The organism is Streptomyces sp. NPDC048623 (assembly GCF_040650755.1).
Taxonomy (GTDB): domain Bacteria; phylum Actinomycetota; class Actinomycetes; order Streptomycetales; family Streptomycetaceae; genus Streptomyces.
The window spans coordinates 1-12,435 of record NZ_JBEZHV010000040.1; the positions used below are offsets into that span (position 1 = coordinate 1).

Sequence of the window (12,435 nt, forward strand, 5' to 3'; positions counted from 1 at the left end):
AGCCGATTGCCTGATGTTTGTGGTGTGTTCAGATGTTTGATTTTCCGATCGGCGGGAGCCGTGCGGCTCCCGCCCCCTCGGGCGTTCCACGGGGTGACGCCACCCCTCACTCCCCGAGGCCGAAGACCCGGCCCGACGCGTCAATGTGGGCAAGCCGTCGCAGGGCCGCGAACACGGCGTCGCCGAGGACCGTGCCGACGACCACGCTCTCGACCAGTTCCTCGCGGACGACGTTGCGGGCCACGAACTCGACGTCGACCTGGCCGACGCGCTCGGCGGCGGTGGCGTAGTCGTCGAGGACCGCGGCGGCGAAGGCGCCGTGACCGGCGTTCTCGAGGGCGGCGAGGGCGACCGCGAGGGCCTCGGCGGCCGGGGCCTCGGGGTAACTGCGCCAGCCGCGCCGCGCGATGAGTTCGGCGACGGTCTTGCGGGCGGCCGTGAGCTGCTCCCCCTGCTCGCTCCCGTCCTCGCCCTCGTACTGCGGAACCACTTGTTCAGCGACCGAGCCCAGCATCATGTGGACCGGCTGAGCGGGGTCGTCGACGGCCTCGATCACCTCGCGGACGCCTGCCACGGACAGTCCGCCGACGTCGATCAGGGCGCGGATCAGGCGCAGCCGCCGCGTGTGCGTCTCGTCGTACGAGGCCTGGTTGGGGCTCGTGAGCTGCCCGGCGGGCAGCAGCCCTTCCCGTACGTAGTACTTGATCGTCGGCACGGACACCCCGGTCCTGCGACTCAACTCTCCGATGCGCACCGCGTGTTCACCTTTCCGATCGGGCTCGGGACTTGCCGACCGCCCCCCCATCATAGATAGTGGCACTATCAGATAGCAGCAAGTGCCACTATCCATTCTGCGCGGACGCGCATCCCACGGGGGGATTCCCATGTCCTCGAACGTGTCACCACAGCTCCGCACGCTGCACCGGCCCCTGGTCTGGTTCACCGGCTCCATGGTCCTGCTCGCGCTGGTCTCGGCCGGCGGGCTCCTGCTCGACGACCGGGTCCTGGTCGGCGCGCCGATCTGGGCCAAACCCTTCAAGTTCTCGCTCTCCTTCATCGCGTACGCGCTCACGCTCGCCTGGATGCTCTCCCTGCTCCCCGGCACCCGGGCCCGCCGCACCGGCTGGTGGGCCGGAACCGTGCTCACCGTCGCCAGTGCCATCGAGATGGTGCTGATCACCCTCCAGGTGGTGCGCGGCACCCAGAGCCACTTCAACGTCTCGACGCCCTTCGACGCGGCCGTCTTCCAGGCCATGGGCGCGACGGTCGTCATCCTGTGGCTGGCGGCGCTGGTGATCGCCGTCCTGCTGCTGCGCGCCCGCATCCTGGACCGGGCCACGGCCTGGGCCGTCCGGCTCTCCTCGCTGATCGCGCTGGCCGGCGCGGCCGTCGGCTTCGCGATGGTCCGGCCCACCCCGCAGCAACTCGCCCAGGACGACCCGCCCATCGCGGGTGCGCACAGTGTGGGCGTGCCCGACGGCGGCCCCGGTCTGCCGCTGATCGGCTGGTCCACCACCGGCGGCGACCTGCGCATCGCGCACTTCTTCGGGATGCACGCGCTGCAACTCGTACCGCTGGTCCTGCTGTTGCTCGCCGCGCTCGCCCCGCGCCTCACCCGGCTCGCCGACGACCGGATCCGGCTGCGGCTGGTCCTGGTCGCCTCCGGTGCGTACGCCGGGGTCTTCGCCCTGGTCACCTGGCAGGCCCTGCGCGGTCAGCCGCTGCTCTCCCCCGACGCCCTCACGCTCGCCGCGGCCGGCGTCCTCGCGGTCCTCACCCTCGCGGCCACCGCCTGGGCCCTCCGCACGCCGCGCACCACCGTGCCCACCGACCGCCAGGAGTTCGCGGCATGACCGGCTTCCTGTTCGAACTCACCTTCTTCCTCGCGGCGCCGGTCTGGCTGCTGATGATCTTCGCCCCGGGCCGGAGCGTCACCGACCGCGTGGCCGCCTCACCCCTGACCGTCCTGCCGGTCCTCGCGGTCTACCTGATCCTCGTGGCCCCGGTCCTCCCGGAACTCTGGACCGCGGTCAGCAGCCCGGACATCGACACCTTCCGCGACCTCACCGCCCTCGCGAACGGCGCGGGCGCCGTCTGGGCCCAGGTCATCGCCTGGGACCTGCTCCTGGGCCAGTGGATCTACCGCGAGTCCCGCCGCCTGTCCCTCTCCCCCTTCCTGACCGGCCCCCTCCTCGTCCTGACGATCCTCCTCTCCCCCTTCGCCCTCCTCCTCTTCCTCCCGATCCGCGCCCTCCGACAGCCCCACGCCCTAAGCTGACGCCAGGGGGTGGGGGATGAGACGACGACTCGGTGCCCTCGGCGCGGGACTGGGCCTCGCTCTGCTGAGCGGCTGCACCCCGGCGCAACTGCCGCTCGCGGCCGTCTGGATCGGCCCGGACGGCCGCCCGGTGGCCGAGCTGCGCATGTGCGCCCCGGAACACCAGGCCGCCCGGGTGTCGCTGGGCAGCTGGCCCACCCAGAACACGGACGGCGACGCGAGCACCTCCGAAATCCCGGACCCCCTCCCCAGCGGCTGGTCCTCCCGCCGGCCGGAACGGCTCGACCGGATGGTCTTCCCTCTCTTCTCACCCTCGTCCGACTGGCAGGTGGACGCGGAGGGGATACAGGAACTGCGGCCCGGCCGCACCTACGCCCTCGACTACTTCGGCCCGCGCGGCTCCGACACGTACGACGGCGTCGTCTACTTCACCTCCGAGGACCTGGCGAACCTCCGCCCGGACGAGGTGTGGGCCGATTCCCGGGCCATGAGCCGGGAATCCTTCGACGATCTGGTGGATGACGCATGCTGAGCTCCTTCGAGGACCGCGCCGTCGGCGCCGTGCTCGGCTCCGCCGTCGGGGACGCGCTCGGGGCACCCTTCGAGTTCGGCCTGCCCGGGGTGTTCCGCGAGCGGTTCCCCGACGGGCGCGGGGAGATGTGCGGCGGGGGCGGCTGGGAGCCCGGCGAGGCCACGGACGACACACAGATGGCCGTGCTCGTCGGGGAGTCGCTCCTCGAACGCGGCGGACTCGATCCGTCCGATGTCTTCGACCGGTTCCGGCGCTGGGCCGCGGCCGATCCCAAGGACATCGGGCTGCAGACCGAGGCGGTGCTGCTCGGTGGCGACCCGTGGGACACCGCCGCCGCCCTGCACTTCCAGGTCAACGGCCGTGCCGCGGGCAACGGTTCGCTGATGCGGGCCGCCACCCCGGCCGTGCGCTTCGCCTCCGCCGGCCGCGCCGCCACCATGGAAGCGGCCCGGCGGATCGCCGCGCTCACCCCCGGCGACGCCGCCGCCTGGGAGGGCACCGCGATCCTCCACGAACTGGTCCGGGCCGCCCTCCTCGGCGAGGACCCGCTCGCCGCCGTCCCCGCCACCCTCGCCGAGGTCGCCCCGGCCCACCGCGACCGCTGGGCCGCCGTCCTCGCGCCCGCCTGGCGGCCCGAGGACGCCACCGAGTTCAACGGCGCCGTGTGGCCCTGCCTCGGCTCGGCCCTCTGGGCGCTGCGCTCCACCTCCTCCTTCGAAGCCGCTCTCGCGGCCGCGATCGACCTGGGCGGCGACACCGACACCGTCGCCGCCGTCACGGGCATGCTGGCCGGCGCGGTCCACGGCCCGGCCGCGATCCCGGCACGCTGGACCGGCCCCCTGCATGTGCCCCTGCCGGGCTCCGGCGACCGGGTGCTCCGCGCCGCCGACCTCGCCGGCCTGGCGCGGGCACTGGTCCGCAGCGGCCGGAAAAGCTCCTAGCGGGCCCGGACCGTCGCCAGGATCTCGCGGTCCGGCTGGAGAGTGAGACCGGGGACCGGGCGTATCTCCTCCGCGTCGAGGTCCAGGCGGAAGCGGCGGGCGAGCACGGCCAGGATCAGCACCGCCTCCACCATGGCGAACCGGGTGCCCAGGCACACCCGGGGTCCGCCGCCGAAGGGATACCAGGCGTACTCGGGTATCTCCTCCGCCTCCTCACCCTCCGCCGGGGCCAGCCAGCGCTCCGGGCGAAACTCCAGCGGCTCCCGGAACCAGCGGGCGTCGCGGTGGGTGGCCCACTGACTGCTCCAGACCCGGGTGCCGGGCGGGACCGGGACGCCGCCGAGCACGGCACCCTCCTTGGCGGTGCCGGTGAGCAGCCAGATCGCCGGGTAGAGGCGGAGCGTCTCCTTCACCACGGCCTGGGTGTAGGTGAGTTCGGCGTAGGCGTCGAAGCCGGGGTCGTGGTCGCCGAGCACCCGGTCGAGCTCGGCGCCCAGCGCCTCGTACACCCGCGGATTGCGGGAGAGCAGATACCAGGCCCAGACGAGGGTGGTGCTGGTGGTCTCGTGGCCGCCGATGTAGAGCGTGACGGTCTCGTCCCGTATCTCCCGGTCGGAGAGGGGCGCGCCGGTCTCGTCCCGGGCGGCGAGCAGCCGGCTCAGCAGATCCGGGCGCTCGGTGTCGCCGTCGCGGTGCCGGGCGACGACCCGGGCGACCTCGGCGTCGATGACCTCGGTGGCGCGCTTGATCCGGGCCCGCCCGGGGGTCGGCACCCAGTCGGGCAGCACGGCCCCCAGGCCGCTGAACTCCGCGCCGATCTCCTGCTGGGCGATGTCCATCGCGCGGCCGATCGAGTCGGCGTCGGCAGCGGTGTCGACGCCGAAGATGGTGCGGACCGCGATGAGCTGGGTGAGGGCGGCCATCTCCTTCTTGACGTCCACCCGGGCCCCGTCGGCCCAGCGCCCGGCCAGGTCGACCGCGCACTCGGCCATGGTCGCCGCGTACGACTTCACCTGCTTGGGCCGCACCGCGGGCTGGACCAGGGAGCGCTTGCGCCGCCAGTCCGCGCCCTTGGAGACGACGACCCCGTTGCCGAGCAGGGTGCGGAAGGCGATGCCGAGGTCGGACTGGTCGAAGGTCCGCTCGACCTCGGTGAGGAGTTCGCCGATGGTCTCGGGGTGGGCGATGAACAGCGCGGGCGTGCGGCCGAAGCGCCAGCGGACGAAGTCGCCCCGCTCACGCAGCCGTTCGAAGAAGGCGAGCGGGTCCTTGCCGAATTCCGGCAGGTTGCCCAGTCCCGGGACGCCGCGGGGTCCCGGGACGGTCTTCCGTCCGTCCGCCGTCGTGGTGCCGACGGCGGACGAACCGGCGTGCGTGGTCAACTGTGCTTCCCTCCAGCGGAGTTGCTCCATGATCTCGTTCGTCTGTACGAGTCCATGGAAGCGGAAGGAAGTGGCACTCCGCCAGCCCTGTGGAAAACCCTTGTCAGTTCACCGTCAGCCCTGCCGGGCGGACCGGCCGCCCGGTCCGGTCCTCAGCCCACCGAGCTGTAGGCCACGACACCCCTCAGCAGACTGTCCACCGCCTTGCGGGCGTTCTTCGCGACCGTGCTGTCCTCCCGTGGCGCCGCCGCCGCGATCTGACCGAGCACGTCGATGACCTGCTTGCACCAGCGGACGAAGTCGCCGGCCGGCATCTCCGCCTCCCGCAGCACCTCGTCGAGTCCCTTGTCGGAGGCCCACTGATAGGCGGCCCAGGCGAAACCGAGGTCCGGCTCGCGCTGGCCGACGCCCTCCGCCTGGTGGAGCTTGAACTCCTCCTCCAGCGCGTCCAGCCGGCCCCAGATCCGTACCATCTCTCCCATCGCGACCTTGGCCCGGCCCGTGGGCAGCTTGGGCGCGACGGCGTCGTCGGACTGCCGGGCCTCGTAGACGAGCGCCGAGACGCAGGCGGCCAGTTCGGCCGGGCTCAGCCCCTCCCACACCCGCTCGCGCAGGCACTCGCTGGCGAGCAGGTCGAGCTCGCCGTAGAGCCGGGCCAGCCGCTTGCCGTGCTCGGTGACCTCGTCGTTCCGCAGGTAGTCGAGCTCGGTGAGCAGTGCCACGATCCGGTCGAAGGTGCGCGCGATCGTATTGGTGCGGCCCTCGATGCGCCGCTCCAGCTGCTTGGTGTCGCGCTGCAGCCGGTGGTAGCGCTCGGCCCAGCGGGCGTGGTCCTCGCGCTCGTCGCAGCCGTGGCAGGGATGCGCGCGGATCTCGGTGCGCAGCCGTGCGAGCTCGCGGTCGTCGGCCGCGGCCGAGCGCTGCTTGCGGTGCCGCTCCGGATTGATGTGCCCGGCCTTGGAGCGCAGCGCGGAGGCGAGGTCGCGGCGGGACTGCGGCGAGCGCGGATTGAAGGAACGCGGGATGCGCATCCGCTCCAGCGGCTCGACCGGCACCGGGAAGTCGATCGAGGCGAGCCGCTTGACCTGCCGCTCGGCGGTGAGCACCAGCGGGCGCGGCCCGTCGTGGTACTCGAAGCCGCGGTGCCCGTTGGTGCGACCGGCCGGGACGCCCGGGTCGAGCACGAGCGCGAGACCGGCGAACTTGCCCGTCGGCACATGGATGACGTCGCCGGGCTTGAGCCGCTCCAGGGACGCCGCGGCCTGGGCGCGCCGCTGGGCGGCGCCCTGCCGGGCCAGTTCGGTCTCGCGGTCCTTGAGTTCGCGGCGCAGCCGCGCGTACTCCTCGAAGTCGCCGAGGTGGCAGGTCATGCCCTCGCGGTAGCCCTGCAGGCCCTCCTCGTTCTTCTGGACCTGACGGGAGATCCCGACGACCGAGCGGTCGGCCTGGAACTGGGCGAAGGAGGTCTCCAGGAGCTCGCGCGAGCGGTGCCGGCCGAACTGGTCGACGAGGTTGACCGCCATGTTGTACGAGGGCTTGAAGCTGGAGCGCAGCGGGTAGGTGCGGGTGCCGGCGAGTCCGGCCAGGTGGCCGGGGTCCATGCCGCGCTGCCACAGCACCACGGCGTGGCCCTCGACGTCGATGCCGCGCCGCCCGGCCCGGCCGGTGAGCTGGGTGTACTCGCCGGGGGTGATGTCGGCGTGCTGCTCGCCGTTCCACTTGACGAGCTTCTCCAGGATGACCGAGCGGGCCGGCATGTTGATGCCGAGCGCCAGGGTCTCGGTGGCGAAGACGGCCTTGACCAGGCCCCGTACGAACAGCTCCTCGACGACCTCCTTGAAGGTCGGGAGCATGCCCGCGTGGTGCGCGGCGATGCCCCGCTCCAGGGCCTCCAGCCACTCGTAGTAGCCGAGGACGTGGAGGTCCTCGCTCGGGATGGCGGCGGTGCGCTCCTCGACGATCTCGCGGACGCGGCGGCGTCCCTCCTCGTCGTTGAGCCGCAGGCCCGCGTAGAGGCACTGCTGGACGGCGGACTCGCAGCCGGCCCGGCTGAAGATGAAGGTGATGGCGGGGAGGAGTCCCTCGGCGTCGAGCCGCTCGATGACCTCGGGCCGGCCGGGCGTCCAGATCCGGGACCGCTGGCGCCGCTCGCGCTCGCGGTCGGCCTCGCGGATCATCTTGCCGCGGCGCCGGTCGCGCGGGTTGTACGTGCGCGAGTTCTCGGTGCGGGCGAGGCGCAACAGGTCGGGGTTGACCTCGCGGCGGGACGCGCCGCGGCCGCCGTGGTCGGTCTCCTCCTCGAAGAGGTCGTACATCCGCCGGCCGGCCAGGACGTGCTGCCACAGCGGCACGGGGCGGCTCTCGGAGACGATCACCTCGGTGTCGCCGCGGACGGTGTCGAGCCAGTCGCCGAACTCCTCGGCGTTCGACACGGTCGCGGAGAGCGACACCAGGGTCACGGACTCGGGGAGGTGGATGATCACTTCCTCCCAGACGGCGCCGCGGAAGCGGTCGGAGAGGTAGTGGACCTCGTCCATGACCACGTAGCCGAGGCCGGAGAGCGCCTGGGACCCCGCGTAGAGCATGTTGCGGAGGACCTCGGTGGTCATGACGACGATCGGGGCGTCGCCGTTGACGCTGTTGTCGCCGGTGAGCAGGCCGACCTTGTCGTGGCCGTACCGCTTGACGAGGTCGGCGTACTTCTGGTTGGAGAGCGCCTTGATCGGCGTGGTGTAGAAGCACTTGCGGCCCTGCTGGAGGGCGAGGTGGACGGCGAACTCGCCGACGATGGTCTTGCCGGAGCCCGTGGGCGCGGCGACGAGCACGCCCTTGCCCGCCTCGAGGGCCTGGCACGCCTCGATCTGGAAGGGGTCCAGACCGAAGTCGTACATCTCGCGGAAGGGGGCCAGCGCGGTCGCCTGCTCCACGTTGCGGGCGCGGGCGGCTGCGTACGCTTCGGCTGGTGTGAGGTCCTCTGTCATCTTGTTGTCGAGCCTACCCGCCCCCTCTGACAGTGACGCGATCTTTATCGGGCGGCTTCGGTTCCGGGCATACGGAAGTCCCCCCGGACGAAATCCGGGGGGACCTCTCACGACCAGATCGGGATCAGGTGATGTCGTCGTAGCCGTTCAGCCGGTGCGTCCTGGCGCCGTCCGACTCGCCGGTGGCCTGCTCGGGCAGGGCCCGGGCGGCGCCGACCGTCTCGATCTCGCCGATGGCCTCGGGGGTGAGGTCGAGGCTCGACGCCTCGTCGTCGCCGAGTTCGGCGTCCGGGTTCCTGCGCCGGCGCCGCTTGTCGTTGAGGAGCGAGAAGGCGACCGCCGCGAGGTAGAGCAGCGTGATCGGTCCGGCGAGGGCGAGCATGCCGACCGGGTCGGTGGTCGGGGTGATGACGGCGCCGAAGACGAAGACGCCCATGATCACACCGCGCCACCAGCGGGCCATGCGCCTGCCGCTCAGCACTCCGGTGAGGTTCAGCATGACCAGCACGAGGGGCAGCTCGAAGGCGAGGCCGAAGACCAGCACCATGCGCAGCGTGAAGTCGAGGACGTCGGACAGCGAGAGGATGTTGGCCGAGCCCGCGGGCGTGAGGCTGATGAGCACCTTCACGCTGACGGGGAGGATGAGGTACGCGAGGTAGGCGCCGGCCGCGAAGAGCGGGACCGCGGCGCCGACGAAGGCGTACGTGTACTTCTTCTCGTGCTTGTGCAGGCCGGGCGCGACGAAGGCCCAGAGCTGGTAGAGCCAGACCGGGCTCGCGACGACGAGGCCGGCCGTCAGGGACAGCTGGATCGTCGTGCTGAACGGCGCCATCAGCGTGTTGAAGGAGACGATCGCGCAGTTGCCGCCGTCACTGGTGATGTCGGGACCGCACTTGGGCACCGACTTCGTCAGGAACACCATCAGCTCCTCACTGTATGTGAGGGCGACGACGGTCACCGCGGCGATGGCAAGGAGGCCCTTCGCCAAGCGGTTGCGGAGCTCACGCAGGTGCTCCACGAGGGGCATCCGGCCCTCGGGATCCTTCTCCTGCTTGCGGGCAGACTTGAGCAACCCATGTCCTCATCTCGGGCGGCGACCGCCGCCCTCGGCGGCGGCCGCGGCGGACCGGGTCAGCGCTTGGTGGAGTCGGTGGGCTCGGTCACCGGACGCGAGCTGGTCACGTCGCCGGGAGCGGCCTGGATGGTGCGGGTCGCGGCCTGGTCCTGGGCGGCCGGGGCAGGCGGATCGGCGGGGGCGCTCTGCTGGTCGTCGGACTTCATCGCCTTGGCCTCGCTCTTGAGGATCCGGGCGGACTTGCCCAGCGAACGCGCCATGTCCGGGAGCTTCTTGGCGCCGAACAGCAGGATGATCACGACGAGGATCAGAATGATCTCGGTGGGGCCGAGCCTACCCATAGCTGTTTACCTTCTTCACCGAGGCGACATTGGAGTGCGTGCCCGGCCGGTCGGACATGCGTCCGGCCATCCGCGCTGCTAGCGATCGTAACCCCCAGGAGTAAACGGGCGGTATTGCCTGTGCATACTCCCCCTTGCGTCCCGCGCCCGCCCCTGGCGGGCGCTCCGCGGCGGGCACCGCGCGAAATCAGCGCAGGGTCTCGCCGGTTCGGGCGAGATCGGCCGCGGCGCGCTCCAGGTCCCCGGAGACCCGCTGGATCGCCTCTGTGGTGCGGGCCACTTGACGGCCGAGGCGCTGGGCCTCCAGGAACACCTTGATGCCGAGGACGCCGAGGACGGCGATGCCGAGGAAGCCGAGGGCGACGGCGAGCATGGGCCAGAACATGTGCCGAGCCTAGACGCTGCCGGAGGGCCGCCCGTCAGGCGGGCGGACAGGCAGTCCACCACATGGTCCGCCGGGGGTGCCTCTGGTGCCTGCCGGCGGCAAACCCCTCAGCCGGTGGTATGCAGGCGCAGGGTGTTGACGCCGCCGCCGGTGAGCAGTTCGACGATCCGCTCCCCGGCCGGTTTGCGTACCGCGCTGCCGCACTCGGGGCACGTGAAGGAGTAGAAGGTGGTACGGCGGCTGGCGCCGATGGCGAGCCGCAGCGCACCGGCGGAGAGTTCGAAGCGGGAACGGCAGTCGGGGCAGGCGGCCTTGAAGAGGACCGGGGCGACCGGCGCCAAAAGGTCGGGCATCGCGGACATTTCCCTCAACACTCCCCACTGCGGTACGGGTACGGCTACGACTCTCACTGGAATCAGCGTCCGGCACCCGCGGAACGTCACGTTCCCCGTACCGGAGACGCTCCGCGGCCGGCCGGTGCTCAGCCCTCGTAGGCGGCCAGAGCGGCCGTGGCGGCCTCCCGGGCACTGTCCGCGAGCTCCTGCGGGGCGACGATCCGTCCGTCACTGCCGAGCCGCAGCGCGAGCCGCCGCAGCGAGGCAGGCTCGGGGGTGCGCAGGGTGATCCGCAGCCCGCCGTCCTCCAGGTCCTCGGCCCGGTCGTGCGGGTAGTACTCGGCGACCCAGCGGCCGCCGGGCCCGACCTCGACCACGACCTCCGGGTCCTCCGCGGACGGCTGCACGAGCCCCTCCGACAGGTCCCGCAGCTCGATCTCCGGCGGCGCGGCGTGATCGTCCAGGATCCTGATCTCGGCGACCCGGTCGAGCCGGAAGGTGCGGCGCGCCTCGGAGAGCCGGCACCACGCCTCCATATAGGTGTGGCCGACGGCGAAGAGCCGGATCGGGTCCACCTCGCGCTCGGTCAGCTCGTCGCGCGCGGGCGAGTAGTAGCGCAGCCACAGGCGCCGGCGCTCGGAGATCGCCCGGTCGACCTCGGCGAAGACCCCGCCCTCGGACTCGAAGGTCACCGAGAGCCGGGAGCTGGCCCCGGCCGCCTCGCCGGCCGCCGCCTCCAGCTTGGCGGTGGCGCGCAGCAGCGCCTCGCGGTCGCTCTCGCGCAGCCCCGGCAGGGTGGCCACGGCCCGCGCGGCCACGAGCAGCGCGGTGGCCTCGTCGGCGGCGAGCCGCAGCGGCTCGGCGACATCGTCGGGGTTGTGCCACCAGATGCGGTCGCCGTCGGTGTCGATGTCGAGGAGGTCGCCGCCCCGGAAGCTGGTGCCGCACATCGGCAGCACGTCGAGGTCCGAGATCAGCTCGTCCTCGGTGATCCCGAAGGCCCGGGCCACGTCGGCGACGTGCGCGCCGGGACGCTCCCGGAGATAGGTGACGAGGGAGAGCATGCGCCTCGTCTGGTCGATGGCGTTGGCGGCCACGGTCGTTCCTTCCCCCTCAGCCCTTGGCGACGGCGCGCAGCCGCTCCACCACGTCGGCCCGCAGATCCGCGGGCTCCAGGACGACCGCGTCCGGTCCGAACTCGACGAGCCAGGCGTCGAGGCCGTGCCCGTACGGGATCTCGAGCTCGTCCCAGCCGTCGGCGCCCTCGGTCACGGACAGCGCGCGGGCCCGCAGCGGATAACCGCAGCCGGAGCGCAGCCGGATCCGCGCCGAGCGGGTGGCGGTCTCGCCGGCCCAGCTCTCCACGGTCTCGCGGACGGTGACGACGTCGGGCACGGGCGCGGTGAAGGCGCCGGCCCGGGAGCGGACCTTGCCGGTGATACGGGAGAGCCGGAAGACCCGCTCGGCGCCGCGGTCCCGGTCCCAGCCCGCCAGGTACCAGTGGCCGCGCCAGCACTCCAGGGTCCACGGCTCGACATGCCGGGTCTCGGGGCGGGCGGCGGTGGCCTTGCGGTAGTCGAAGACGACCGGCCGACGGTCGCGGCAGGCCAGCATCAGCGGCTCGAAGGCGGCCTCGTGGACCGGGATGCGCGGCTCCAGGGCGCTGGCGTGCGCGTCGTACGCGTCCTCCGCCTCCGGCATCCCGGCGGCGCGCAGCTTCTGCAGGGCGCCGCTGGCGGCACCGGCGAGGCGGACCTGCTGCCAGACCTTGGCGGCCAGGCCGAGGGCGGCGGCCTCCTCGGCGTCCAGGGTGATCGGGGGCAGCCGGTTGGAGTCGCGGCGGGCCAGATAGCCGGTCTCGCCGTCGAGGTTCTCGACGGTCTCGATCACCAGGCCGAGCTCGCGCAGATCGTCCTTGTCGCGCTCGAACATGCGGTTGAAGGCGTCCTCACCGGTCGCCTCCATGTAGGCCTCGATGGAGCCGCGGAGTTCACGCTTGCTCAGCGGACGGCGGGTTCCGAGCAGGCACAGCGCAAGATTCATCAGCCGCTCGGCCTTGGCAATCGCCATCGACGCCCCGCACCCTCTTCTGCCGGATTGACTTCTGGACGTCGACCGTACCGCCCCGGGGTGTCCGGACAAAAGCCGGGCCGGAACGCCGAGGGCCCCCGCCGGGGAGGCGGGG

13 protein-coding genes are annotated in these 12,435 nt (G+C 72.1%); 4 read left to right on the plus strand and 9 right to left on the minus strand.

Annotated elements, in window-relative coordinates:
* Positions 1-106: 106 nt before the first annotated feature.
* Positions 107-754, minus strand: a complete 648-nt coding sequence (locus AB0C73_RS34325; RefSeq protein ID WP_362537563.1) for a MerR family transcriptional regulator — start codon at positions 752-754, stop codon at positions 107-109.
* Between the two features lie 196 nt (positions 755-950).
* Between AB0C73_RS34325 and AB0C73_RS34330 the strand changes: the two genes are divergently transcribed.
* From AB0C73_RS34330 to AB0C73_RS34345, 4 genes are read left to right on the plus strand one after another with little or no spacing between them, the layout of a single operon-like run.
* Complete coding sequence (locus AB0C73_RS34330; RefSeq protein WP_362537628.1) at positions 951-1,853, plus strand: hypothetical protein; 903 nt, start codon at positions 951-953, stop codon at positions 1,851-1,853.
* Positions 1,850-2,278: an ABA4-like family protein gene (locus tag AB0C73_RS34335; RefSeq protein WP_362537565.1), complete on the plus strand. Its 429-nt coding sequence runs from the start codon at positions 1,850-1,852 to the stop codon at positions 2,276-2,278. The genes AB0C73_RS34330 and AB0C73_RS34335 overlap by 4 nt, the downstream gene beginning before the upstream one ends.
* Positions 2,279-2,294: 16 nt before the next feature.
* On the plus strand, positions 2,295-2,810 hold the full coding sequence (locus AB0C73_RS34340; protein ID WP_362537567.1) for a hypothetical protein: 516 nt from the start codon (positions 2,295-2,297) through the stop codon (positions 2,808-2,810).
* Positions 2,804-3,751, plus strand: coding sequence for an ADP-ribosylglycohydrolase family protein (locus tag AB0C73_RS34345; protein WP_362537569.1), 948 nt, complete (start codon positions 2,804-2,806; stop codon positions 3,749-3,751). Before AB0C73_RS34340 ends, AB0C73_RS34345 begins: the two co-directional genes overlap by 7 nt.
* On the opposite strand, the gene AB0C73_RS34350 is transcribed toward AB0C73_RS34345, so the two are convergent.
* The 8 genes from AB0C73_RS34350 to AB0C73_RS34385 form a co-directional block, all read right to left on the minus strand.
* Positions 3,748-5,133, minus strand: coding sequence for a cytochrome P450 (locus AB0C73_RS34350; protein WP_362537571.1), 1,386 nt, complete (start codon positions 5,131-5,133; stop codon positions 3,748-3,750). The genes AB0C73_RS34345 and AB0C73_RS34350 overlap by 4 nt on opposite strands.
* Before the next feature lie 152 nt (positions 5,134-5,285).
* The gene (locus tag AB0C73_RS34355; RefSeq protein ID WP_362537573.1) at positions 5,286-8,114 is read right to left on the minus strand and encodes a DEAD/DEAH box helicase; all 2,829 of its coding nucleotides are present in this window, start codon (positions 8,112-8,114) and stop codon (positions 5,286-5,288) included.
* Positions 8,115-8,238: 124 nt separating this feature from the next.
* Entirely contained in the window at positions 8,239-9,141 is a 903-nt protein-coding gene (gene tatC, locus AB0C73_RS34360) for a twin-arginine translocase subunit TatC (RefSeq protein ID WP_362537630.1), read from the minus strand.
* A 104-nt stretch (positions 9,142-9,245) separates the two neighbouring features.
* Positions 9,246-9,530: a Sec-independent protein translocase subunit TatA gene (gene tatA, locus AB0C73_RS34365; protein ID WP_362537575.1), complete on the minus strand. Its 285-nt coding sequence runs from the start codon at positions 9,528-9,530 to the stop codon at positions 9,246-9,248.
* Positions 9,531-9,717: 187 nt separating this feature from the next.
* Positions 9,718-9,915, minus strand: coding sequence for a hypothetical protein (locus tag AB0C73_RS34370; protein ID WP_362537577.1), 198 nt, complete (start codon positions 9,913-9,915; stop codon positions 9,718-9,720).
* 107 nt (positions 9,916-10,022) lie between these two features.
* Positions 10,023-10,277, minus strand: coding sequence for a hypothetical protein (locus tag AB0C73_RS34375; RefSeq protein WP_362537579.1), 255 nt, complete (start codon positions 10,275-10,277; stop codon positions 10,023-10,025).
* A gap of 119 nt (positions 10,278-10,396) precedes the next feature.
* The gene (locus tag AB0C73_RS34380; protein ID WP_362537580.1) at positions 10,397-11,347 is read right to left on the minus strand and encodes a WYL domain-containing protein; all 951 of its coding nucleotides are present in this window, start codon (positions 11,345-11,347) and stop codon (positions 10,397-10,399) included.
* Positions 11,348-11,363: 16 nt separating this feature from the next.
* On the minus strand, positions 11,364-12,320 hold the full coding sequence (locus tag AB0C73_RS34385) for a WYL domain-containing protein (protein ID WP_362537582.1): 957 nt from the start codon (positions 12,318-12,320) through the stop codon (positions 11,364-11,366).
* Positions 12,321-12,435: the final 115 nt, after the last annotated feature.